This window comes from Phytohabitans sp. LZ39 (assembly GCF_059359075.1).
In genome coordinates, this window is the sequence record NZ_JCADBM010000004.1 from 461,750 (window position 1) to 485,037 (window position 23,288).

The window sequence follows — 23,288 nt, forward strand, 5'->3', positions numbered from 1 at the left end:
CTCTCCTCCTCGGTAACAAGCCTTCAAGGAGTAGGACTACCCGGCTCCGGCGAACTCATCGGAACTCGCGAAGAATCCACGGATCTATCTATTCGCGTCCATTGTGGGTAGGGTCGCCGATGCCGACGGGGCGGGGGCCCCGCCGGATCGATTGGGGGAGAAGTATGCGTCGACGCATCGCGATGGTCGCTGCCTGCTTACTGGCGGCTGTCACACTCGCACCGGGTGGAGCCGCCGCGCGGGCCAACCCGGATGTGGACACCAAGAAGGCACTGGCGAACGGCCTCCAGGTCGCACCCAAGTCGACCGCGAAGAGCAAGACGGCCAACGCCAAGCCCGCCGGGGCCAACCCGTACCTCGCGCTCCTGCCCGACCCCGCCGCCGCGGACCTCTCCGGCTGGGACAGGTACCTGGCCGCGCAGGGCAAGGAGCGGGCGAAGACGAAGGCGAAGACACAGCAGCGGGCGCTCGCGGCCGCGCCGATCCTGGTCGACGAGGACGAGCCGACCGGCGTGCGCGGCTCCAACGACACTCCGGCCACCGCGCAGCGGGTCCCCGGCTTCGGCACCAACACCGGCCAGAACCCCGCGGCCCGCGTGCTCGGCACCCTCTCGCCCGAGCCGGTGAGCGCCGAGGACGTCGACCCCAACACCGAGGACGACGGCTCGATCCCGCTCGCCGGCGACACCGGCATCGGTGAGACCCGCGACGGCATCCGGACCTCGGGCGTGGTCGGCGACGGCCCGCACGGCAGCGCCGGCTCCGGTTCCGGTGACTTCGACGTGTACAAGCTGACCGCCACGGCCGGCGACAGCATCACCGCCGACATCGACACCACCACCGAGGAGCTCGACTCGATCCTGCTGCTGCTCGACGCGGAGGGCGAGATCATCGCCACCGCCGACGACGACGGCGTCAGCTTCGACAGCCTGCTCAACTTCCAGTTCACCGAGTCGGGCACCTACTACCTCTTCGTCACCGGGTTCCTGACCCTGCCGGACGACCCGTTCGACTCGGGCAGCGGCAGCGGCGCGGAGAGCGAGGGGCCGTACAACTTGACGATCCTGGTGGGCCAGTCGGACTTCGACTTCTTCGCGGTGCGGCTGCGCAAGGGCGACGTGCTCGGCGCCACGGTGTCCGGCAGCGCCGCGCGCCTGGCCGTGTACGACACGGTGCCGCGCGAGGTGCAGGGCTCCACCCAGGACGCCTCGTTCATCTTCCCGGTCGACACCCCGCTCCCCGGCGGCGGCAACGCGGTCGTCGACTACGTCGCCGAGACGGCCGGCTGGCACTACGTCGCGGTGACCTCCGGCAGCGGCACGTACGACGTGACCGTCGAGGCGCACCGGCCGACCCTGGAAGGCGCGACGCCGCCGGTGCAGACGCTCTTCCTCGACTTCGACGGCGCGCGGGTCAACACCGCACCGTTCGGCGGGCCGGGCGTGCGGACGCTGAGCCCGTTCGAGGCGTTCCTCGGCCGGTGGGGCCTGACCCGCGCCGACGAGGACGCGGTGATCGACGCCGTGATCGCCACGGTGACCGAAAACCTCAAGAGCGACCTCCAGGCCAGCGGCCTCAACAGCCGCTTCCGGCTCCAGATCAAGAACAGCCGCGACCACCGGGACACGTTCGGACAGGAGAACGTGAGCCGCATCGTCGTCGGCGGCACGATCGACGAGTCGGGTGTGCCGACGATCGGCATCGCGCAGACCATCGACCCGGGCAACTTCGAGACCGAGGAGACCGCGCTCGTGCTCCTCGACATCCTCAGCGACCCGGCCGGTGACGACGCCTCGCTGAACACCTACATCACGCCGGCCAGCGACAAGGTGGCCTTCGTCGGGCGGGCGCTCGGCAACGTGGTCTCGCACGAGGCCGGGCACTTCTTCGGCGACTGGCACGTCGACCAGTTCAACGACATCCCCAACCTCATGGACCAGGGCGGCAACTTCCCGGTCATGTTCGCGGTGGGGCCGGACAACGTCGGCGGCACCGAGGACGACACCGACGTCGACTTCGGCGAGGACGTCTTCAACCCGGGTGAGGGCTTCACCGGCACGGAGGACACCCTCAGCCGCATCGTCTTCGGCGTCACCAGCTGATTTTGGTCAAACTGAGCCGGAGCCCAGGAACATCTGGGCTCCGGCTCACCCATAACCAGATCTTCGGCCGTCCGTGGCGAAAAGTGGCCCCTCCAGGGGCCAGAATTCGCCACGCACACGCCGCTCCCCTGCCCCGTCTGTGCGGGCAGGTCGACAGCCCACGCAGCCGGGCCCCGTGGGGCCCGGCTGCGTGACGCTAGGGGTGAGCGTGAGCAACGACGGACGCGATCGCTGGCTAAGGACGTCCGGGTTGATCTAGGTATACCTAGCGCCTCCTTACGCCTGCTCCGGGCGCTGGGTAAGGCCCCCGGAGGGGCCAAGATACGCAAGCGCTCCCGATGTGGTCGCACCCCTTACCGGCCGAGGATGGACACATCAGCGGTACGAGGGAAACCACGAGGGAGAAAACGATGTTCATGCACCCGGACCAGTTTCTGACCCAGGCCAACGCCCGCCACCGCGAGCTCGTCGCCGAGGGCGACCGGGGGCGGCTGCTGGCCTCCGCGCGCAAGGCGCTCCGGGCCCGCCGCGCACGCCAAGCGGCGCCCGTGCGGGGGCAGCCCGCCGGTACGCTGGCCTCGTGCGAGCCGTCCGTGGCGGTGCCAGCCCGGTGATGATCGGGCGCGAACGCGAGCTGCGCCGACTGGCGCAGCTCGCGTCGGCGCGCGTGCCCGCCGTCGCCGTGATCGCCGGCGAGCCCGGCATCGGCAAGACCCGCCTGGTGCAGGAGCTGCTCGACGCGCTGCCGCCGGAGACCGTCGTGCTGGTCGGGCAGGCCGAGCCCGGCTCGCTGTCCCGGCCGTACGAGGTGCTGCTCGACGCGATCGACGGCCGCGCCGAGGTCGACGAGGAGCAGCTTGCCGCGCTCGGCGACCCCAAACGCAGCCCGGTCGAGCGGCTGCACACCGGCCTCGCGATCCTCGCCGACCTGGTCGGCGACTCCCCCGCCGTCATCGTCTTCGAAGACCTGCACTGGGCCGACTCGGAGAGCGCCGCGCTGTTCGAGCGGATCGCCGACCAGCGCGGGCCGCGCCTGCTGGTCGGCACCTACCGGCCCGACGAGGTGACCCGGCGGCAGCCGGTGGCCGGGCTGCTCGCCCGCCTGGAGCGGCGGCACACCGTCTCGCACGTGCGCCTCGACCGGCTCACCCCCTCGCAGACGGCGGCGCTGCTCGCGGCCGCGACCGGCGGGCCGGTGCCGATGCGCGCGGCGACCGCGCTGCACCACCGCACCGGCGGCAACCCGTTCTTCCTGGAGGAGCTGCTGCGCAGCATGCCCGGCTGCCAGCTCGACGACATCGTCGACCAGCCGCTGCCGTGGAGCCTCGCCGACCTGCTCCGCCGCCAGACCGACGACCTCGACCGGGTCAGCCACGGCGTCGTGGAGGCGGCCGCGGTGCTCGGCCAGCGCATCCCGTTCGACCTGCTCGCCGGCGTCACCGGCGCCACCGAAAACGAGCTGATCCAGGTGCTGCGCGACCTGGTCACCCGGGGCGTGCTGGTGGAGTCCGGGGAAGACGAGTTCGCGTTCCGGCACGCGCTGTTCCGCGAGGCGATCGCCGACCAGATGCTCGGCCGCCAGCGGCGCCGGCTGCACGAGGCCGCGCTGGAGGCGCTGCTCGCCGCCGGCTCGTCCGACCCGGCCATGCTCGCCCACCACGCCCGCGGCGCCGGGCGGTACGACGACATGGTGGCCGCCGCCCGCCGCGGTGCCGCGCTCTACCTGTCGATCGGCTCCGCGTACCAGGCGCTCCAGCTCGCCGAGATGGGGCTGGAGGAGGTGCCCGAAGACCCGGAGCTGCTCTCCGCCGCCGCCCGCGCCGCCTGGCTGGCCGGGCTGCTCGACGACGCTGTGCGATACGGGCGCGGCTGGCGCGACGTGGCCGCCTCGACCACCGACCGCGCCGAGTCGCTCTACCTGCTGGTCCGCCTCGCCTGGGAGTCCCGCGAGTGGGACGAGATGGGCGACCTGACCCGCGAGATCGAGACGCTGATCGAGGAGCTGCCGCCCGGCGCCGACCAGGCCCGCGCGATGACCGCGATCGCCCAGTCCTCGATGCTGCGCGACGACCTGCCGGCCACGATGCGCTGGACCGAGCGGGCGATGGAGCTGGCCGAGGAGTTCGACCTGCCGCAGGTCCGCCTCGCCGCCCTCGTCGAAAAGGGCTCGGCGCTCGTCGAGGTGCCGGCCCGCGCCGCCGAGGGGCGGGCGATCCTCTCCGGCATGGTCGACGAGGCGGAGAAGGCCGGCGAGTGGGTCCTGGCCGCCCGCGCGCTGAGCAACCTCGTGCAGGGCGAGCCGCCCGAGTCGCCGGCCGAGTTCGCCGAGGTGCTGGAGCGGATGCGCACCGACGCCGAGCGGGCCGGCTTCGAGTCGCTCGCGGTCGCCGGCTACTTCCAGGGCCGGGCCCGCCTCGCGATGCGCGCCGGCGACCTCGAGGCCGGCATCGAGGCCCTCGAAGAGGGGCGCGAGCAGGATCGCGGGTTCCTGCGCCACGGCCGGCGGGCCGACTACCACGGCGTCTTCCTCGCCGGCCTCTACCTGGAGGCGGGCGAGCTCGACAACGTCGAGAAGGTGATCGCGGAGCTGGCCGCCGTGCCCCGCCTGCCGAAGACATCGCTGCCCGGCCTCACGTTCCACCTCGCCTGCCGGCGCGGCGACCGGGCGACCGCCGAGTCCACTTTGGACGTGCTACTCGCCGAGATGGCCAAGCAGACCTGGCACAGCGGCGAGCAGGCACACGACCTCGTCTCCGCCGCGCTGGAGCTGGGGCTGCCGCTGGAGCGGCTCGACGAGATGGCCGCCGTGCTGCTCGACCACACCAGCTGGGACGCCTACCGCGTGCTCGTCGACGCGCAGATCGCCGAGGCGCGGGGCCGGCACGCCGACGCGCTGACCGGCTATCTGTCCATCGTGGACGCCGACATCCTGCCGCCCTCGACCCGCGGCACCGTGCGGCTCGGCGCGGCCCGCTGCCTGCTGGCCGCCGACCGCCGCGCGGAGGCCACGGCCCAGGTCGAGGCGGCCGCGGCCCTGCTCGCCTCGTGGGGTGGCTGGCGGGTGGCGCAGCTGGAGCAGGCGCGCGCGATGCTCGGCCTCGCTCCCGCCGACGCGGCACCCGCGGTGACCGGGGTGGCGGCGCTGACCCCGCGCGAGCGGGAGGTGGCGTTGCTGATCAGCGACGGGCTGACCAACACCGAGCTGGCCCGCCGGCTCTACATCTCACCGAAGACCGCCGCCGTGCACGTCTCCAACATCCTCCGGAAGCTGGGCGTGTCGTCCCGGACGGAGGTCGCCGACGCCGTCGGCCGCTCCACCTAGCCACTCGTCGCTGCTCACGTCCATGCCGCGCCGCCGGCGCGGTGCGGGCGCCGCGGGTGCCGCCGGCTTCGGCGCACGGGGCCGGCGGGTCGCCGCGAACGCGGCCAGCGCCGTGGTCAGCGGCACCGCGGCGATCAGGCCCATCGTGCCGACCACGCTGCGGACGATCTCCTGGGCGAGCATCTGCGAGGTGAGCGCCTCGCCCAGCGGCGCGTTGCCGGCGGCGAGCAGGATCAGCAGCGGCAGCGAGGCACCCGCGTACGCCAGCACGAGCGTGTTGATCACCGAGGTGATGTGTGCCCGACCGACCCGCGCCGCCGCCCGGTAGAGGCGGGTCGCCGGCAGCGCCGGGTTGGCGTGCGCCAGCTCGCTGACCGTCACCGCCTGGGTGACCGCCACGTCGTCGAGCACGCCGAGCGAGCCGATCAGGATGCCGGCCAGCAGCAGACCCTGCATGTTCACGTCGGTGTACACGATCGTCAGGAAGTTGGTCTCCTCGGTGCCCACCCCCGTCAGGTGCAACGCGGCGGTGGCGCCGGCGGCGAGCAGGCCGGTGAGCGTGAGGCTGGCGAGCGTGCCGACCACCGCCACGGTCGTCGGCACCGTGAAGCCGTGCGTCAGGTACAGCACCGACAGCATGATCGCGGCCGAGCCCACGACCGCGACGAGCAGCGGCGAACGCCCGTCGAGGATCGCCGGCACGATGAAGAACAGCAGCACCCCGAACGTGACGGCGAGCCCGCCGAGCGCCGCCAGCCCTCGCCACCGCCCGAAGGCCACGACCGCGAGCGCGAACGCGACGGCGAGCACCCACAGCCCGGTGCCCCGCTGGTGGTCGAGGATCTGGTAGTCGACGCCGCTGGCCGTGCCCTCGGTGTGGATCAGCGTGAGGTGGTCGCCCTGGCCGATCTCCGGCGAGCCCGGGCCGCGCGGCAGGTCGGTCTCGATCTGCCGGCCCTTTTCGGGCCCGGACGTCAGCTTGATCGTGACCGTGCCGCACTGCTGCGGGCCGCCCTTCGGCGTGACCTGCGGCTGGTCGGGCAGCTCCGGGCACGGCGTGATCGCGACCGCGACCACGTCACCGGTGACCTGCGGCTCGTCGCTCTGCTGGTCGGCGCCGACGTCGCCGCGCGGCCACAGGAGCACCATCGCCACGATCGTCACGACCGCCGCGCAGGCGAGCACGATCAGCGCGGTGCGCCCCGCCCGCTGGTGGTGTGGCCGATCCCCACTGTGCTGGTGGTGGTGCGCGTCCATCGCGCCAAACTATCGTTTCCGGCCCGCGATCAGTCGCGGTGGTCGCCGGTGGCGCCGTCGAGGAGCTCACGCACGATGTCCATGTGGCCGGTGTGGCGGGCGGTCTCCTCGATCATGTGGATCAGCGCCCACCGCATCGTCACCGCCTCGCCGAACCACGCCGTGCCCACGTCGTCGAGGTCGAGCTCGGCGATCACCCGGTCGGCCGCCGCGCGGGACCGGGCGTAGAAGGCGAGCACGTCGGCGGTGCTCTCCCCCGGCTCGACCCGCAGGTCGGCCTCGGGATCGTCGTCGTCGAACGGCAGCGGCTCGGTCTCCCGCCCGAACGTCTGGCAGAACCATCCGTACTCGTTGGCCGCGAGGTGCTTGACAAGGCCGAGCAGGTTGGTGCCCGAGGGGGTCAGGCGGCGCCGCAGGCGCTCGTCGTCGAGGCCTTCGACCTTCCAGAGCACGACCTCGCGATGGCGGTCGAGGCTGGCCTGGAGGCTTTCCTTCTCACCGCCGGTATACGGCACCGATTTCGTCACAGCGCGGACGTTAACAGCACCCACCGACACACTCACGGGCATTTCAGGGTGTGATGCCGCGCTCACCGCCCGTACTCCATCGATGTGTGTCGCCCCGAGCGGCTCGCGCGTCGCGTAGCATCTGCCGGCGTGACCCAGCCACCGAGACAGTTCGCCGAGGACGCCCCCACCGTGCAGTTCACCGCGGTGGGCACGCCGGAGCCGCGGCGGAGCCGGAAGCGGATCTTCCTCGCGGGCGGGATCACCGCGGCCGTGCTCCTCGCCGCCGGCGGTTCCGCCGCTTACGCGTACTCGGGCGAGGTGCCGCGCGGCACGAAGGTGCTCGGCGTCGAGCTGGGCGCGAAGAGCAAGGCGGACGCGGCGGCCGCGCTGCGCGCCGGGCTCGCCGGCCAGGCCGAGCGCCTCGAGGCGCCGTTGCCGGTGCGGCTGGGCGAGCGGGTCGTGGAGATCAAGCCGGCCGACGTGGGGCTGGGCGTCGACGTCGACGCCACGGTGGCGGCGGCCGCGGAGAGCGGCGGCGGGCCGTTGCGCCGGCTCTTCGGCTCGCGCGAGGTGGCACCGGTGATCACCGTCGACGCGGCGAAGGCCGACGGGGTGCTGCGCGCCGCGCTCGGCAAGGACGCGCAGGCGATGCGGATGCCGGCCGTGACGTTCTCCGGCACGACGCCGAAGGCGGTGCACCCCAAGCCCGGCAAGGGCATCGACGGGGAAAAGTCCGCGCAGGCGCTGCGCGAGGGCTGGCTCGGCATCCACCCGGTACCGGTGCCGCTGGTCGACATCCACCCCGCGACCTCCGCCGAAGAGGTCGACAAGCTCGTCGCCGACCTGGCCAAGCCCGCGGTGGCGGGGCCGGTGACCGTGACCACCGACCGCGGCGCCGTGACCGTGCCGCCGGCCGCGATCGCGAAGAGCCTGGTGCTCACCGCCGACAAGACCGGCAAGATCAACCCTCGGGTCGACGAGAAGAAGCTGCGCGCGGCGCTCGCCGGCCCGCTCGCCAAGGTCGAGGTCGAGGCGAAGGACGCGACGATCGCGCTCAAGGCCGGCAAGCCGGCGGTCGTGCCCGGCGTCGACGGCCACCGCCTCGACACCGCCAAGCTCAGCACCGACCTGCTCGCCGTGCTACCCAAGACCGACGGCCGCACCGTCGCCGGCACGCTGGCCACCGCGAAGCCGAAGGTCACCGAGGAGGCCGTGGCCAAGCTCGGCGTCAAGGAGAAGGTCTCGACCTTCACCACGAAGTTTCCCGGCGGGCTCTCCTCGCCGCGCAGCCAGAACATCGTGCTGGTGTCGAAGGAGACCAAGGGCGCGTTCGTGCTGCCGGGCAAGACGTTCTCGCTCAACACGCACACCGGCGAGCGCAGCTACCCGCAGGGGTACAAGGACGCGCCGACGATCGTGGGCGGCAAGCTCGTGCCGGGCGCGGGCGGCGGCGTCTCGCAGTTCGTGACCACGCTCTTCAACGCCACCTACTACGCCGGTCTCGAAGACGTCGAGCACAAGCCGCACTCGTACTACTTCAGCCGCTACCCCGCGGTCATCGAGTCGACGATCTACCCGCCGGCGCTGGACTTCCGGTTCCGCAACAACACGCCGTACGGGGTGCTCATCGACACCTCGTACACGTCGAGCACGATCACCGTGTCGATCTGGAGCACGAAGATCTACGACAGCGTGAAGACGGAGTGGGGGCCGCGGCGCAACCCGACGAGCCCGCAGACGAAGTACCTGGAACCCGGTCCGGACTGCATCGAGACGAGCGGGCTGCCCGGCTTCAGCCAGGACGCGTGGCGGGTCTTCCGCAAGGACGGCAAGGAGACCAAGCGGGAGAAGTTCAGCTGGACGTACCAGGCCGAACCACGCTTCATCTGCGACAAAGCACCCAGTTAGACTATTTCGGACATACCCTGAAATAAGATCTCCCACCGTGACGGTCCACATCGTCCGGTATCCGAAGGGGGATCCATGGCTCGCAGCCGCGTCGTCGCAGCCGCCGCCACCGCTCTGCTCCTGCCGCTGTCCGTCCTCCCGGCCTCGGCGGCGCCGGCCCAACCGTGGCCGGCGCCGGCGGACGACACGCGGGAGCTGACCCACAAGCGCTTCACGCTCGACGGCGGGCGCGGGGACGTACCGAAGGCACGCGCGCGGGCCGCCGCACAGACCCCGCCCGTCGGCACCACACGGCAGTGGCTAGGCCTCGACGACGTCAAGGGCGAGATCTACCGCAAGGACTACACGCTGCGCGGCGTCGGCCGGCACATCGAGGTGTGGGTCGCCAACGACCTCGCCTTCCCCGCCGGCGACTGCCGCGCCAAGGTGCCGGGCGCGACGCGGGTCACCGACGCGCAGGTGGCGCACCTGGTCGACGAGTTCGACACCAACATGTACCCGAAGGAGACCGCGGCCTTCAGCACCCCGCCGGACCGGGACGGCACGAACGCCCAGCTCGGGCCGGACGCGAACGGCTCCGGCGGGGTGTACACGGGTGCCGGCGACCGCACGGTCACGCTCGTCGACAACGTGCGCGACGACAACTTCTACGACTTCCCGGCCCACCCCACGTACACGGCCGGCTTCTTCTCCGCGCAGCTCAACGACCTCTTCGACCGCAACGTGATGACGGTCGACGCGTTCGACTGGGCGCACCGCACCGGCCCCAACCCGCCGAACGACCCGACCGGCGACGTGTGCACCAGCCGGCCGGCCCGGCCCAACCTGTACGAGGGCACGTTCGCGCACGAGTGGCAGCACCTGCTCCAGCACTACACGGACCCGCTCGAGACCACGTGGGTCAACGAGGGGCTCTCCGACTTCGCGCAGACGCTGACCGGGTACGTGGACGCGCGCGCGACCGTCCACCAGCGCGGCGCGGACAGCCACATCTTCTGCTTCCAGGGCTTCGGCACGGTCCGCACGGACTTCAACACCAACCCGCGCGACTGCGGCGGCCCGGAGAACTCGCTCACCCTGTGGGGCGAGAGCCCGAACCCGAACGCGACGCTCGCCGACTACGGCAACGCGTACTCGTTCATGCTCTTCCTCCACGACCGGTACGGCACCGACCTCATCTCCCGCCTGCACCGCGACGGCAAGCGTCAAGGGCTGGCGAGCGTGGCGGCGGCGCTGAAAGCCGAGGGCGTGCGCGACATGTACGAGGTGATCCACGACTACCAGTCGATGGTGCTGCTCGACAAGCTCGTGCCCGGTTGGCGTGTCTACGGGGTCGCGAAGAGCCGCGTCACCACCCGAAGCCTCCGCTCGACGGTCAACCTGGCCAACCCGGCGGTCAACGCCACGCCCGGCGCCGCGCCCAACGGCGCCGATTACGTGCCGCTCGCGGTACCCGGCCGCGACCTGCGCTCGGTCCGCTTCGACGGCGCTCGCACGCTGCCGCCGCTCCCCCTCGCCTGGACCGTCGTGAAGAACGACCCGGACCGGCGCGACAACCCGGTGCTCTGGTCGGGCAACGCCAGCGACCTCGACAGCGCCGCGGTCACCACCGTCACCGTGCCGTCGAGCGGGGCGACCCTGCGGCTGCTCGCCAAGTACGGCGCCGAGGCGGGCTTCGACTACGGCTACGTGATGGTCTCCGCCGACCGCGGGAAGACGTACACGCCGGTGGCCGGCGACAAGACCGTCGAGGGCCCGCTCGGGCCGGCGCTCAACGGGAAGACCAACGGCTTCGAACCACACACCTTCGACCTTTCCCGGTACGCGGGGAAGACCGTGCTGCTCGGTTTCCGGTACGTGAGCGACGCCGGCGTCAACGAGGGCGGCCTGCTTGTCGACGACGTCCGGCTCGGCGGCACGCTGGTCAGCGACGGCGCGAGCCTGGCCGCGTTCGACTCGCCCACCGAGATCCGGGCGACCGAGACGCACAACTGGAACCTGCGCCTGGTCGGCCTCGACGCGAAGCGGAAGGTGGCGGTGCAGGTGGAGGTCGACGGGCGGCGCGCGGTGCGGCTCGACCCGGTGCGGCTGGCCGCGCTGAAGCTCTTCCCGAAGGTGGTCGCGATCGTGGCCTACGACGAGCCGACCGAGCAGGTCGGCCAGTACGCCCCGTACACGCTGACGGTGAACGGCGAGCGCCAGCCCGGCGGCGCGGCGCCCGCGGCCTGAGCCCCAGGGGCGCCATCCCGCGCGGGTGGCGCCCCACCTACTGCTCCAGCTTCGACCAACCGCGAAGGGCGAGGCCGCGGGAGCAACGGTCTGGACCACGACGGACATCGCGGCAGCTCAAATCCCCGTGGTGGCGGCCTCCCGGCGGTCGTAGGCGGCGCGGGCCGCGGCGATCTCCTCCTGGTGCTCCTCGGTCCAGGTGACCAGCGACTTGATCGTCTCGTGCAGGGTGCAGCCCAGGTCGGTCAGCGCGTACTCCACCTTCGGGGGCACCACCGGGTAGACGGTGCGCCGGACCAGGCCGTCGCGCTCCAGCTGGCGCAGGGTCACGGTGAGCATGCGCTGGCTGATCCCGTCGATCTCGTGGCGCAGCTCGGTGAAGCGCAGCGTGCGCCGCTCCAGCAGCGCGATGACCAGCAGCGACCACTTGTCGGCGACCCGGTCGAGGATCTGGCGGACCTCGCAGTCCTCCCGGGTGTCCCACTGGAAGGGGTCGGAGTCGTCGTCGGTGACGTCGCAGCGACTAAGTGACTTCGAAGTGCCTTCTTCCATGCCTTCTGATGTTGCCGCAGGATTCGAATGGTTACAAGAGGGAACCGACAAGCATTCGAGTAACTGGGGAGCGGAACACGTGGCGACGACACGACCCACACGGCGGGCCTGGGCGGTCCTGTTCGTGCTCTGCGGCGCGATCTTCCTGGAGGGCATCGACATCTCGATGCTGGGCGTCGCCCTCCCCTCGATCCGCGCCGACCTGGGCATGACCACCGGCGCGCTCTCCTGGGTGGTCAGCGCCTACGTGCTCGGATACGGCGGCTTCATGCTGCTCGGCGGGCGCGCGGCCGACCTCTGGGGGCGGCGCCGGGTGTTCCTGGTGTGCCTCGGGGTGTTCATCCTCTTCTCCGGCCTGGGCGGGCTGGCGCAGGAGGGCTGGGTGCTGATCGCCGCGCGGTTCGTGACCGGGGTGGCGGCCGCGTTCATGACGCCGGCCGGGCTGTCGATCATCACGACCACCTTTGCGGAGGGGCCGCAACGCAACAAAGCCCTCCTGGTGTACGCGGGTACGGCCGCCGGCGGCTTCTCGCTCGGCATGGTGGTCGGCGGGCTGTTGACGGCGGCGAGCTGGCGCTGGGTCTTCTTCGCCCCGGTCATCCTGGCCACCGCGATCCTCCTGGCCGGCATACGGCTCATCCCCCGCACCCGGCAAGGCGCCACCGCGAACGGCGGCTTCGACCTCGCCGGGGCCACCACCATCACCGGCGCGATGCTGCTGCTGGTACTCACCGTCGTGCGGGCACCGGACGTCCACATCGGATGGACGGCGGGCACGCTGGCCGCGAGCGCCGCGCTGCTGGCCGCGTTCGTGGCGATCGAACGCCGCTCGGCCGCACCGCTCGTGCGCCTCGGGCTGCTGCGCTCCGGCCCGCTGGTCCGCGCCAACGTGGGTGCGATGGCACTGACCGGCTCGTTCTTCGGGTTCCAGTTCGTCACCGTGCTGTACCTCCAGGAGCTGCGCGGCTGGTCGACCGTGCAGACCGGGCTCACGCTGATGGTCGTGGGCATCGACTCGGTGCTCGCGCCGACCCTCACGCCGAAGCTCGTCGAGCGGTGGGGCAACGTCCGTGTGATCTTCGGCGGCTTCCTGCTGGCGGCCCTCGCCTACGCGCTGTTCCTGCCGCTGGGCGCCGACTGGACGTACCCGATGATGCTCCCGACCCTGATCCTCACCGGCCTGGCGTTCGCGCTGGCCTACGGGCCGCTGACCATCGCCGCCACGGACGGCGTCGACGAGGCCGAGCAGGGGGTGGCCGGCGGGCTGCTCAACTCGTCGTTCCAGTTTGGCAGCGCGCTCGGGCTCGCCCTGGTCACCGCCGTCAACGTCGCCGCCACCGAGGCCGGCGACGCGCTGGACGGGTACCGCGCGGGGCTGGTCGTGCCGGTCGTGGCCGCGCTGGTCGGCGCGGCGGTGATGGCGGTGGGGCTGCGCCGCCGCGCGCCCGAGACGGCGGCGGCGCGCGAAGCCGTCAGGGTATGAGCAGCAGCTTGCCCGTCGTGCGGCGGGACTCGAGGTCGGCGTGGGCGCGCGCCGCCTCGGCGAGCGGGTAGCGGCCGCCGACGGTCACCTTCAGGGTGCCGTCGGCGACCCATCGCAGCACGTCGCCGGCGCGGCGGCGCAGCTCGTCGACGGACGCGACGAAGTGCCCGAGCGTCGGCCGGGTCAGGAACAGCGAGCCGCCGCCCTGCAAGCGGTTGACGTCGAAGGGCTCCGGCTTGCCGCTCGCGTACCCGTAGAGCACCAGCGTGCCGCGGACCCGGAGGCTGTCGAGGCTGGCGTCGAAGGTGTCCCGCCCCACCCCGTCGTACACCGCGGCGACGCCCTCCCCGCCGGTCAGCTCGCGGACCCGCTCGGCCACGCCGTCGTACCCGATGACCTCGGCGGCGCCGGCGGCGCGGGCGAGCTTCTCCTTCTCGGCGGTGGAGACGGTGCCGACGACCCGCGCGCCGAGGCTCGTGGCGAGCTGGGTGAGCAGCAGGCCCATGCCGCCGGCGGCGGCGTGCACGAGCACGGTGTCGCCGGCCCGCACCGGGTAGCTGTCGTGCAGCAGGTAGTGCGCGGTCAGGCCCTGGAGCAGCACGGCCGCGGCCTGCTCGTCGGTGACGCCCGCGGGGATCGGCAGGGCCCGCTCGGCCGGGGTGACCGCGTACCGGGCGTACGCGCCGGCGAGGTCGTTGGAGACCACCCGGTCGCCGACCTTGGGCGCGGTGACGCCCGGCCCCACCGCCTCGACCACGCCGGCCCCCTCGGTGCCGGGCACGAACGGCAGCCCGACCTGGTACAAGCCGCTGCGGTGGTAGATCTCGACGAAGTTGACGCCGGCGGCGGTCAACCGCACGAGCACCTCGCCGGGGCCCGGCTCGGGCGTCGGCAGGTCGGTCAGCGTGAGCACGTCGGGCCCGCCGGGCGCGGCCACCTGGATAGCGTCCATGCCGGAGAGCCTATGCCGCGACGCCTCGGACCTGTCTGACGACCGCGGCGGCGTGCTGGTCGGCCCAGGCGACCGCCGCGTCGCCGGCGCCGCCATTGGCCAGCGCCGGCTCCAGCACCGCGAGCGGGGGCACCGGCAGGCGGGCGCCGAGCTCGGCCAGCAGGTCGCGCAGGGCCGCGGAGACCGACCGCAGGTGCGCCTCGGAGGCGGCCACCGCCACGGGTACGGCCACCGCGCCAGCCAGCGCGCCCGCCGCCAACTGGTCGAGGAAGACCTTGAGCAGCCCGGTGTACGTGCCCTTGTAGGCGGGTGTGGCGACGACGAGCAGCCGGGCGGCGCGTACCACCGCGAACGGGTCCTCGACCGCACCGGACCCGCAGGCCGGCTCGGGGCCGAACGTGACGCCGACCAGGTCGGCCAGCTCCAGGACGACCCGGCCGTCGAGCGGGGCCGCGATCGCGTCCGCGGTGGCTTCGGCGAGGGCGCGGGTGCGGGAGGCGGGACGGGGGTTGCCGACGAGCACGACGAGTTCACTCACACGGCTAATCCTACCTGATTGATAGGCTATCGCGGCGGGCCCATCCCATCCCAGGGGTCGTAGTCGACCTCCAGCGGCTCCTGCTCGGGCCGCTCCGCCTCGGGCACGTGCTGGAGGTTGACCCGGATCCGGTACCAGATCGAGCTGCGCCCGCGCATCCCGTCGACCAGGATGTCCGCCGGCTCCAGCTTTTCCACAGTGGACGGATGGCGGGCCTTCCACCGCTCCAGACCCGCCATGGCCTCGGGCTTGGTCTTGGCGCGGGCGATCTCGATGAGCGGCATGGTCTGCTGGCGCCGGCCGGTGCCCTTCGGCGGCTTTTCCGCGGGGCCCAGCCGCTTGGCCAGGTCGAGCAGCCCGTCGAGCGTGCCGTAGGCGGTGTCCATGCCCTGCCACGGGTCGCCGATCGCCGCGTACCGCTCGCGCACCACCGGCAGCGTGAACTCCTCCGGCCGGCAGTCGCGCACCTCGTCCCAGGACAGCGGCGTGGAGACGCGGGCGTCCCGGTTGGGGCGCACCGAGTAGGCGGAGGCGACGGTGCGGTCCTTCGCGTTCTGGTTGAAGTCGACGAACACCCCCTCCCGCTCCTCCTTCCACCACTTGCTCGTGGCCAGGTCGGGTGCGCGGTTTTCCACCTCGCGGGCGACGGTCTCGGCGGCGAGGCGCACGTCCTTGTACAGCCAGCGCGGCTCGATCCGGACGAAGATGTGGAAGCCGCGCGAGCCGGACGTCTTGGGCCACCCGGTCAGCCCGTAGTCGGACAGCACCTCCTTGGCCACCATCGCCACGTCGACGATCTGCCGCCACTCCACGCCCGGCACCGGGTCGAGGTCGATGCGCAGCTCGTCGGGGCGGTCGAGGTCTTCGGCGAGCACCGGGTGCGGGTTGAGGTCGACACAGCCCAGGTTGATCACCCAGGCGAGCGCGGCCGCGTCGCGCACCACGGTCTCCTCGGCGGAACGGCCGGACGCGTACTTGAGCTCGGCCACCTCGATCCAGTCGGGCCGCTTGGTGGGCGCCCGCTTTTGCCAGATCGCCTCCTCGTCGATGCCCTTGACGAACCGCTTGAGCACCATCGGCCGCCCGCGCACCCCGCGCAGGGCGCCGTCGGCCACGGCGAGGTAGTAGTTGACCAGGTCGAGCTTGGTGTGACCGCCGGCCGCGAAAACCACCTTGTCGGGGTGGGTGATCGTCACCTCGCGGCCGGCGACTTCGATGACCGCCGGCGTCGACATGTCCCTACTCTCTCAGAGCGGCACCGATGTCTTCGTCAACTCCGACGTCAGCGTGAAGCCGGAGATCGTGACCTCCTGCTTGACCAGGCCGAAGCCGGGCTTCAACCAGAACGTCCCGCTGGCCTCGGTCACGCCGGCGAAGCCGGCGCCCAGATCAAGGTCCAGATCTATCTTGTACGCCTCCGCGGTGCCCGCCGGCACGGTCACCGACTCGGTGCCGGTGCTGCTCACGGTGTACGTCACCGGCTGGCTCCCGCCGGCGGCCCCCGGGCCGCTCACCTCGATCGCGGTGCGGCCGGTGCCCTTTTTACCGGCCTCCAGGTCGGCGACCGGCGGCACCGACAGGTCCTCACCGGCGCCCTCGACCGTGAACCCCGCGGCCGACGCGGCGAACGCGCCGATGTCGACGGTCAGCCCGCCATCCGCCCGGGTCACGAACTCCCGCTTGGCGGCCGGGGCGGTGCCCTTCTCCGTCACGGTCACCGTGCGCCCCTTCGCACCCTCGGTGACACTGTCGACGGTGACCGAGGTGGTGCCGCTGACCACGCCGCCCAGCTTGTACTCCAGCGTGGCCCCCTCGACCGGCGGGTAGAAGTAGAGCCCGCTGTCGGCGGGCGCGGCCGGTGCGGTGGTGGTAGTGGTGGCGGGCTCGTTGGCCGCGGGCGGCGGCGTCTCCTTGCCGCCCGACTCGCACGCCGTCACGGGCAGGGCCAGGACCAGCACGGCGGGCAGGGCCAGCCAGCGCCGTCGGGGCTTGATCACGCCGCATCCTCCGTACACGAGGGGCTCGGACCCCCGCCAGGCTACCCGCCCCGGTCGAGGGTCCGGCCCGCCTTCGGCCGTGCCACTACAGCAGGTCGAGGTCGACCGCCTCGGCCATCGCGCGCATGCCGGCGTCGTTGGGGTGCAGCGCGTCACCCGCGTCGAACTCGGCACGCATCCGGTCCGGGTCGTCCGGGTCGGCCAGTGCCCGGTCGTAGTCGAACACCGCGTCGTACTCGCCGCTGGTGCGGATCCAGTGGTTGAGCGCGTCGCGCACCGCCTCGCCGCGGGCGGTGTCGTAGCCCGGGTACGGGCAACCCTTCGACGGCGTGACCGTGGCCCCGATGATCCGCACACCGCGCCAGTGCGCGGCCCGGATGAGCGCCTGGTGCCCGGCGATCAGTTGCGCGGCCGTCACCGGCGTGCCGGCCGCCTCGCCGCCGCCGATGTCGTTGATGCCCTCCAGCACGATCACGGTACGCACGCCAGGCTGGCTCAGCGCGTCGCGCCGGAAGCGCTCCACGCCCGCCGTGCCGAAGCCGGGCAGGTCGGTCAGGACCTTGTTGCCGCCGATGCCGGCGTTGACGACGCCGGTCGGCCGCCCCGCGGCCACGAGCCTCTCGGCGAGCTCGTCCGGGTAGCGGTTGTCGGCGTCCAACGTGGACAGCGCGCCGTCGGTGATCGAGTCGCCGAAGGCCACCACCGTGCCACGGCTGCCCTTCGTCGGCCCGCTGACGTCCACACCGGACAGGTAGTAGGAGGAGGTGGACGTCTCGTCGAACGCCGCGGCGTCGCGGTCGAAGCGGTGGTCGCCATCGGCCCGGTACACGGTGGCGGTGGCGAACGGGTGGAAGGTGGCCGGCCCGGTGGGCCCGTCGAAGTAGAGCGTCACGGTCAGCCGCTCCAGCGGCGAGACCCGCAGGGCCACGGTGTCGGAGGACGCCTCCCGCCCGGCCGGCACCACGGTCGACTGGCGCCCCCGGAAGGTGACCGACCGCAGCGAACCCGCCCGCACCGCCGCGCCCTCCGCCGCGCGGCCGATCGTGGCACCGGTGAGCCGCAGCGGACCGTCACCGTACACGTTGGACACCCGGATCCGCACCGTCGAGCCGCCCCGGCTGAGCCGCACGACCTGGCGCACCGAGTGGTTGTCGAAGCCGCCGGACCAGTTCGGCTCCCCGAAGTAGTCGGGGAACGCCGCGATCAGCGAGCTCCCCCAGCCCCCCGCCCAACGCCCAGGGTCACGACCCTGGTGCGCGGCGGCGGGCGACGTGGTGGCGGTGGTCGCGAGGAGCGCGGCGACCGCGGCTGCGGGCAGTGCCCGATAGATACCCCTGAGCAGCATGCCGCCCAGATTAACGTCCACCACTGTCTCTACCGCATCCTAGGAGGCTAGCCCACCTTCCCTCGGCTGCGGTCCCGGGCTGGCGATCCGCTCGTCGTGGGTCAGTGGCCGAGCAGGGCGCGGACCTCGGCGCGGCTGGAGATGCCGAGCTTCGCGTACGCGCGGGCCAGGTGGTTGTTGACCGTCTTGACCTCCAGGCCGAGGCGCTCGGCGATGTGCTTGCTGCTGTGGTGGGCGGCCAGGAGCACGACCTCGCGTTCCCGGGCGGTGAGCAGTTCGGCGACCTCGTCGTTGACCAGCAGCGGTGTGCGGGCCGGGGCGCACCTGGCGCGCGCGCCTTCCGAACGGCCGCGTACCAGGTGTGCCTGCCCGCGCCGCCCCGCGCGGCGGAAGAGGCGGGCGGCGGCCGTGGCGGCCTCGGCGGCCAGGAGGTCCTGGCCCAGTCGTTCGAACGCCTGCGCGGCGCGGGCCAGCGGCCCGCCGTCGCCGCGGGAGAGGCCGTGCCCGGCCAGCGCCAGTGCCTCGGCGAAGGGCGTGCCCAGCCGGGCGGCCAGCGCGTCCAGGCGGCGGCGGTCGACCGGGCCGCCCAGCCGGCCGGCGTCGTAGAGGGCGGCGGCCTCCACTGTGGGCAGTTCGGCGGCGCGGGCCAGGTCGGCGGCGCGGCGGGCGGCCTCCACCGCGTCGGCCTGGGCGCCGCGGGACATGGCCGCCCAGGCGTGGGAGAGCTCCAGCCACGGGGCGAAGACGCGGTTGGGGCCGGCGCCGGCCGCGCCCGCCTCGGCCAGCCAGCCGGCCGCCTCCTCGGGGTCGCCGCCCAGCGCCGCGACCGTGGCCAGCGCGGCGGCGCAGTGGCGGCGGAAGCGGAAGGTGTCGTTCTCCTCGAAGCCGGCGAGGGCCTCGCGCAGCAGCGCGCCGGCGGGTTCCAGGTGGCCCTGCGCGGCGCCGACGAGGCCGGCGAAGAGCGCCCAGCCGCTCACCATCATCGGCAGGCCGGCCTCGACCGACGCGCGGTAGCCCTGGTCCGCGATCGCCCGCGCGCGTACCAGGTCGCCGGTCGCCAGGTGGGCCAGGCAGTCGGCGATCTGGATCTCGTGCGTGCCCCAGGGCATCAGCTCGCGGTGGGCGACCGCGACTGGCATCCCGCGTTCCCGGATGGTCGCCGCCTGGTCGAGCCGGCCGAGGAAGCCGGCGGCCGCCGTGCCGCCCGCGGTGGCCCAGATGACGGCCCGCGGGTGGGCGCCGGGGCGGTCGAGCACCCGGGCGGCCGCGTCGAGGGCCTCGGCGCACCGGCCGTCGAACATCAGGATCCGGCAGAGCGTCCCGTCGGCGAGGTCGCCGCGATCGGCCAGCATCCGCTCGGCCGCGGCGGCGCTGCCGAGTCCCCAGTAGAGGGCGTCCGCGCCGGACCCGGCGAACCCGTCCTCGATCGCCGCCAGCTCCCCGTCCCGTCCGACGAACGGCCACGCATCCATCGACGTCACCTCCCCCAGTCACAGATGGTTCGCCGCCGTGCGGGGGGCGGATGGGTGGCCTTCGAAGTCGGAAACCGGACTGCACTACGTCTATACATATCGCGTATAGACGTGGTGTACAGTGCTCGGCATGTCGATCGGACAGACCTTCCTGGGGCTGCTGGAGTCCAGCCCACGGCACGGATACGACCTCAAGCGCGCCTATGACGAGCGGTTCGCCCGCAGCCGCCCGCTGCACTTCGGGCAGGTCTACGCCACGCTCTCCCGCCTGCTCAAAAGCGGCCTCGTGGAGGTCGAAAGCGTGGAGCCGGGCGGCGGGCCGGAGCGCAAGCGCTACGCGATCACCGAGGCCGGCGTGACCGACGTGTCGCGGTGGCTGGCCCAGCCGGAAAAGCCCGAGCCCTACCTGCAAAACACGCTGTACACCAAGGTGGTGCTCGCGCTGCTCACCGGCCGGCCGGCGGCCGACCTGCTCGACTCCCAGCGGGCCGAGCACCTGCGCCTGATGCGCGAGCTGACCCGGCGCAAGGCCGGCGGCGACCTCGCCGAGCAGCTGATCTGCGACCACGCGCTCTTCCACCTGGAGGCCGACCTGCGGTGGCTCGAGCTGACCGCCGCCCGCCTCGACGAGCTGGCGAAAGAGGTCACGGCATGACCTCGTTGCTCGTCGCGGAGGAGCTGCGCAAGTCGTTCGGCGCGACGCCCGCGCTCGACGGCGCCTCGCTGGAGATCGACGCGGGCGAGGTCGTCGCGGTGATGGGCCCGTCCGGCTCGGGCAAGTCGACGCTGCTGCACTGCGTCGCCGGCATCGTGCGCCCCGACTCCGGCCGCGTCGTCTACGCCGGCCGCGAGGTCTCGCGGATGGGCGACGGCGAGCGGAGCGCGCTGCGGCGGTCGCAGTTCGGGTTCGTGTTCCAGTTCGGGCAGCTCGTGCCGGAGCTGACCTGCCTGGAAAACGTGGCGCTGCCGCTGCGGCTGGAGCGGGTGCGCCGGCGGGAGGCGGAGCGGCGGGCCGCCGAGTGGCTGGAGCGCCTGGAGGTCGGCGACGTCGCGGGCAAGCGGCCGGGCGAGGTCTCCGGCGGGCAGGGGCAGCGGGTCGCGGTGGCCCGCGCGCTCGTCACCGCACCCAAGGTAATCTTCGCGGACGAGCCCACGGGTGCGCTCGACTCGCTCAACGGCGAGCGGGTCATGCGCCTGCTCACCACGGCCGCCCGGGAGGCGCGCGCCGCGGTGGTGCTGGTGACCCACGAGGCGCGCGTCGCGGCGTACTCGGACCGGGAGGTCGTCGTCCGCGACGGCCGCACCCGCGACCTGGCCCGGACGGCGTGATGAGGGATCTGCTGATGGGCGCGCGGCTGGCGTTCGCCGGCGGGCGTGACGGGTGGACCCGGGCCGTGCTGACCGCGCTCGGCGTGGGCATCGGGGTGTCGATGCTGCTGCTCGCCGCCTCGGTGCCGGGCGCACTCGGCGCGCGGGAGGCGCGCGGCGACGCCCGTGACATCCAGGTCGGGCAGGCGCTCGCGGCGGGCCCGGCCACGCTGCTGGTCGCCCGGGTCGACACCGAGTTTCGCGGCACACCGGTGCGCGGCACGATCGTGCGGCCGGAGGGCCCGCGGGCACCGGCGCCGCCGGGTGTCGCCGCCTTCCCCGGGGCCGGCGAGGTGGTCGTCTCCCCCGCGCTGCGCGACCTGCTGGAGTCCGGCGACGGCGCGCTCTTCGCACCCCGGCTCGGCGGCGCGCGGGTGGTCGGCACGATCGGCGACGAGGGGCTGGCCGGCCCAGGCGAGCTGGCCTACTACCTCGGCAGCGACACGCTGGGCACGGACCGGGCGTCCCGCGTCGACGGGTTCGGGACCACGGCGGCGGGCGAGCCCTTCGGGACGCTGCTCGTGCTGCTCATCGTGATCATCTTCGTGGTGCTGCTGCTGCCCATCGTGGTGTTCCTCGGCGCGGCCGTGCGGTTCGGTGGCGAGCGCCGCGACCGGCGGATGGCCGCCTTCCGCCTGGTCGGCGCCGACCGGCGGATGACCCGGCGCCTCGCCGCCGGCGAGGCGGCCGCGGGCGCGCTGCTCGGCGTCGCGGTCGGCGGGGTGCTCTTCGTCCTGGGCCGCCAGCTCGTGCCGCTGTTCACGCTCTGGGACCTCAGCGTCTTCGCCGACGACATCCGGCCCGGCCTCGCCGCGGCGCTGGTCGTCACGTTCGCGGTGCCCGCTCTCGCCGTCGTGGTCAGCATGGTCGCGCTGCGCGGCGTGGTGATCGAGCCGCTCGGCGTGGTCCGCCGCGCCACCGGCGTGCGCCGCCGGCTGTGGTGGCGGCTGATCCTGCCGCTGCTCGGCGTCGTGCTGCTCTACCCGCTCGCCGGCGACGTCCGCACCGCCAGGGGCGACACCCAGTATCAGGTCGCGGTCGGCGCCGTCCTCCTGCTGATCGGCGCGGTCACCCTCCTGCCGTGGCTGATCGACCTTGTGGTACGCCGGATGCGCGGCGGCGCCGTGCCCTGGCAGCTCGCCGTCCGCCGGCTCCAGGTCGACAGCGGCACGTCCGCCCGGCTGGTCAACGGCATCGCGGTCGCGGTCGCCGGCACGATCGGGCTCCAGATGCTCTTCGCCGCCGCGCAGCACGAGTACACGACCCCCACCGGGCAGGACACGAGCCGCGCGCAGGCGTTCGTGCAGCTGTCGACCGGCGACGGTGCCGGCGCGCTCGCCAGGCTCGCCGCCTCCCCGGGCGTCACGAAGGTCACCGGTACCCTCCAGGTGGGTGCCTCCCACGCGGGCGCGCCGGACCGGTTGGCCGTCGTCCACATCGGAGACTGTGCGTCCCTCGCCGAGATGGCCTATGTGGACGGCTGCACCGACGGCGACGTGTTCATGACCGACGGCGAGGTGGCGCGCGGCGACCGCCTGAGGTTCGACGAGGGCCCACAGTGGACGGTGCCGGTGGCCGCCCGCCGGGTCCAGGTCCGCCCCGACCCGATGGGCTGGACCCGGAGCGGCGTGCTCGCCACGCCCGCCGCGCTCGACGCGGGCCGCCTCGGCACGTTGGTCGTCGGCGCCTACCTGCAAACCGACCGCGACGACCCCGACGCCGCCGAGCACGTCCGCAACGCGGCCGCCGCCGTCAGCCCGCTCGCCTCCGTCGACACGCTGTCGAACACCGAGGAGGCGCGCCGCTTCACCAACATCCGGCGCGGGCTCTACATCGGCACGGTCGTCACGCTCCTGCTCGTCGGCGCCAGCCTGCTGGTGGGCGTGCTGGAGCACCTGCGCGAGCGCCGCCGCCTGCTGGCCATGCTCGTCGCGGTGGGCACCCGCCGCGGCACCCTCGTCTTGTCGGTGGTCTGGCAGACGGTCGTGCCCGTGGTGCTCGGCCTCGCGCTGGCGGTCGTGTTCGGGCTGGCGCTGGGCGTGGCGCTGCTGCGCATGGTGCGCGTCACGATCTCGATCAGCTGGCCGGTGGTGGGCCTGTCGGTCGGCCTCGCGGCGGCGGTGATGGCGGTGGTCACGCTGTCGAGCCTGCCTCCGCTGTGGCGCCTCATGCGTCCCGACGGCCTCCGCACGGAGTAAGCCCCCGCGTGGCCGTGGTGGCCGGGTTCGTAAATGGTGCGGTGCGGACTCCTCGC

Annotated in this window: 18 protein-coding genes; 9 read left to right on the forward strand and 9 right to left on the reverse strand. The window is 73.1% G+C overall.

Features of this window, described 5'->3' with window-relative positions; translation table 11 throughout:
- Nucleotides 1-164: 164 nt before the first annotated feature.
- The 3 genes from AC5L36_RS11145 to AC5L36_RS11155 all read left to right on the forward strand — a co-directional run bounded on the left by AC5L36_RS11145 (nt 165) and on the right by AC5L36_RS11155 (nt 5,424).
- Entirely contained in the window at nt 165-2,102 is a 1,938-nt protein-coding gene (locus AC5L36_RS11145; RefSeq protein ID WP_441214887.1) for a PPC domain-containing protein, read from the forward strand.
- A gap of 410 nt (nt 2,103-2,512) precedes the next feature.
- Nucleotides 2,513-2,716: a hypothetical protein gene (locus AC5L36_RS11150; RefSeq protein ID WP_441214888.1), complete on the forward strand. Its 204-nt coding sequence runs from the start codon at nt 2,513-2,515 to the stop codon at nt 2,714-2,716.
- Nucleotides 2,683-5,424, forward strand: coding sequence for an ATP-binding protein (locus tag AC5L36_RS11155; protein ID WP_441214889.1), 2,742 nt, complete (start codon nt 2,683-2,685; stop codon nt 5,422-5,424). The genes AC5L36_RS11150 and AC5L36_RS11155 overlap by 34 nt, the downstream gene beginning before the upstream one ends.
- Here AC5L36_RS11155 and AC5L36_RS11160 read toward each other — a convergent pair.
- Together AC5L36_RS11160 and AC5L36_RS11165 are read right to left on the reverse strand one after the other, a co-directional pair.
- A complete protein-coding gene (locus tag AC5L36_RS11160) occupies nt 5,326-6,681 on the reverse strand; it encodes a YibE/F family protein (protein ID WP_441214890.1) in 1,356 nt (451 codons plus the stop codon). The two genes, AC5L36_RS11155 and AC5L36_RS11160, sit on opposite strands and share 99 nt — an antisense overlap.
- 29 nt (nt 6,682-6,710) lie before the next feature.
- Nucleotides 6,711-7,208 carry a DinB family protein gene (locus AC5L36_RS11165; protein WP_441214891.1) on the reverse strand — a complete coding sequence of 166 codons (498 nt, stop codon included), beginning with the start codon at nt 7,206-7,208 and terminating at the stop codon, nt 6,711-6,713.
- A 129-nt stretch (nt 7,209-7,337) separates the two neighbouring features.
- Between AC5L36_RS11165 and AC5L36_RS11170 the strand changes: the two genes are divergently transcribed.
- Entirely contained in the window at nt 7,338-9,098 is a 1,761-nt protein-coding gene (locus tag AC5L36_RS11170) for a VanW family protein (protein ID WP_441214892.1), read from the forward strand.
- A gap of 75 nt (nt 9,099-9,173) precedes the next feature.
- Nucleotides 9,174-11,327, forward strand: coding sequence for a peptidase M6 immune inhibitor A (locus AC5L36_RS11175; protein ID WP_441214893.1), 2,154 nt, complete (start codon nt 9,174-9,176; stop codon nt 11,325-11,327).
- A 117-nt stretch (nt 11,328-11,444) separates the two neighbouring features.
- Here AC5L36_RS11175 and AC5L36_RS11180 read toward each other — a convergent pair whose 3' ends face one another.
- Nucleotides 11,445-11,879: a winged helix-turn-helix transcriptional regulator gene (locus AC5L36_RS11180; protein ID WP_441214894.1), complete on the reverse strand. Its 435-nt coding sequence runs from the start codon at nt 11,877-11,879 to the stop codon at nt 11,445-11,447.
- A gap of 79 nt (nt 11,880-11,958) precedes the next feature.
- On the opposite strand from AC5L36_RS11180, the gene AC5L36_RS11185 reads away from it, so the two are divergent.
- Nucleotides 11,959-13,362: an MFS transporter gene (locus AC5L36_RS11185; RefSeq protein WP_441214895.1), complete on the forward strand. Its 1,404-nt coding sequence runs from the start codon at nt 11,959-11,961 to the stop codon at nt 13,360-13,362.
- Here AC5L36_RS11185 and AC5L36_RS11190 read toward each other — a convergent pair.
- From AC5L36_RS11190 to AC5L36_RS11215, 6 genes are all read right to left on the reverse strand, one after another.
- Entirely contained in the window at nt 13,352-14,314 is a 963-nt protein-coding gene (locus AC5L36_RS11190; protein WP_441214896.1) for a quinone oxidoreductase family protein, read from the reverse strand. The two genes, AC5L36_RS11185 and AC5L36_RS11190, sit on opposite strands and share 11 nt — an antisense overlap.
- A gap of 10 nt (nt 14,315-14,324) precedes the next feature.
- Nucleotides 14,325-14,852, reverse strand: coding sequence for an NAD(P)H-dependent oxidoreductase (locus AC5L36_RS11195; RefSeq protein WP_441214897.1), 528 nt, complete (start codon nt 14,850-14,852; stop codon nt 14,325-14,327).
- Between the two features lie 26 nt (nt 14,853-14,878).
- Nucleotides 14,879-16,087: a DNA polymerase domain-containing protein gene (locus tag AC5L36_RS11200; RefSeq protein WP_441214898.1), complete on the reverse strand. Its 1,209-nt coding sequence runs from the start codon at nt 16,085-16,087 to the stop codon at nt 14,879-14,881.
- Between the two features lie 12 nt (nt 16,088-16,099).
- Complete coding sequence (locus AC5L36_RS11205; RefSeq protein WP_441214899.1) at nt 16,100-16,849, reverse strand: TapB family protein; 750 nt, start codon at nt 16,847-16,849, stop codon at nt 16,100-16,102.
- Nucleotides 16,850-16,934: 85 nt separating this feature from the next.
- Nucleotides 16,935-18,194, reverse strand: a complete 1,260-nt coding sequence (locus AC5L36_RS11210) for an SGNH/GDSL hydrolase family protein (RefSeq protein ID WP_441214900.1) — start codon at nt 18,192-18,194, stop codon at nt 16,935-16,937.
- Nucleotides 18,195-18,295: 101 nt separating this feature from the next.
- Entirely contained in the window at nt 18,296-19,666 is a 1,371-nt protein-coding gene (locus tag AC5L36_RS11215) for a helix-turn-helix transcriptional regulator (RefSeq protein WP_441214901.1), read from the reverse strand.
- A 130-nt stretch (nt 19,667-19,796) separates the two neighbouring features.
- Here AC5L36_RS11215 and AC5L36_RS11220 point away from each other — a divergent pair, with 130 nt between their 5' ends.
- Genes AC5L36_RS11220 through AC5L36_RS11230 form a run of 3 tightly spaced genes read left to right on the forward strand, consistent with a single transcriptional unit; the run spans nt 19,797 to nt 23,232 of the window.
- Nucleotides 19,797-20,321, forward strand: coding sequence for a PadR family transcriptional regulator (locus tag AC5L36_RS11220; protein WP_441214902.1), 525 nt, complete (start codon nt 19,797-19,799; stop codon nt 20,319-20,321).
- The gene (locus AC5L36_RS11225; RefSeq protein ID WP_441214903.1) at nt 20,318-20,995 is read left to right on the forward strand and encodes an ABC transporter ATP-binding protein; all 678 of its coding nucleotides are present in this window, start codon (nt 20,318-20,320) and stop codon (nt 20,993-20,995) included. The genes AC5L36_RS11220 and AC5L36_RS11225 overlap by 4 nt, the downstream gene beginning before the upstream one ends.
- A complete protein-coding gene (locus tag AC5L36_RS11230; RefSeq protein ID WP_441214904.1) occupies nt 20,995-23,232 on the forward strand; it encodes an FtsX-like permease family protein in 2,238 nt (745 codons plus the stop codon). Before AC5L36_RS11225 ends, AC5L36_RS11230 begins: the two co-directional genes overlap by 1 nt.
- Nucleotides 23,233-23,288: the final 56 nt, after the last annotated feature.

Excerpts from the sequence above, each read along its gene's own strand:
- AC5L36_RS11145 (WP_441214887.1), top strand. The coding sequence starts at position 165 with ATGCGTCGACGCATCGCGATGGTCGCTGCCTGCTTACTGGCGGCTGTC.
- AC5L36_RS11150 (WP_441214888.1), top strand. The coding sequence starts at position 2,513 with ATGTTCATGCACCCGGACCAGTTTCTGACCCAGGCCAACGCCCGCCAC.
- AC5L36_RS11160 (WP_441214890.1), bottom strand. The coding sequence starts at position 6,681 with ATGGACGCGCACCACCACCAGCACAGTGGGGATCGGCCACACCACCAG.
- AC5L36_RS11175 (WP_441214893.1), top strand. The coding sequence starts at position 9,174 with ATGGCTCGCAGCCGCGTCGTCGCAGCCGCCGCCACCGCTCTGCTCCTG.
- AC5L36_RS11180 (WP_441214894.1), bottom strand. The coding sequence starts at position 11,879 with ATGGAAGAAGGCACTTCGAAGTCACTTAGTCGCTGCGACGTCACCGAC.
- AC5L36_RS11190 (WP_441214896.1), bottom strand. The coding sequence starts at position 14,314 with ATGGACGCTATCCAGGTGGCCGCGCCCGGCGGGCCCGACGTGCTCACG.
- AC5L36_RS11200 (WP_441214898.1), bottom strand. The coding sequence starts at position 16,087 with ATGTCGACGCCGGCGGTCATCGAAGTCGCCGGCCGCGAGGTGACGATC.
- AC5L36_RS11210 (WP_441214900.1), bottom strand. The coding sequence starts at position 18,194 with ATGCTGCTCAGGGGTATCTATCGGGCACTGCCCGCAGCCGCGGTCGCC.
- AC5L36_RS11215 (WP_441214901.1), bottom strand. The coding sequence starts at position 19,666 with ATGGATGCGTGGCCGTTCGTCGGACGGGACGGGGAGCTGGCGGCGATC.
- AC5L36_RS11220 (WP_441214902.1), top strand. The coding sequence starts at position 19,797 with ATGTCGATCGGACAGACCTTCCTGGGGCTGCTGGAGTCCAGCCCACGG.
- AC5L36_RS11225 (WP_441214903.1), top strand. The coding sequence starts at position 20,318 with ATGACCTCGTTGCTCGTCGCGGAGGAGCTGCGCAAGTCGTTCGGCGCG.
- AC5L36_RS11230 (WP_441214904.1), top strand. The coding sequence starts at position 20,995 with ATGAGGGATCTGCTGATGGGCGCGCGGCTGGCGTTCGCCGGCGGGCGT.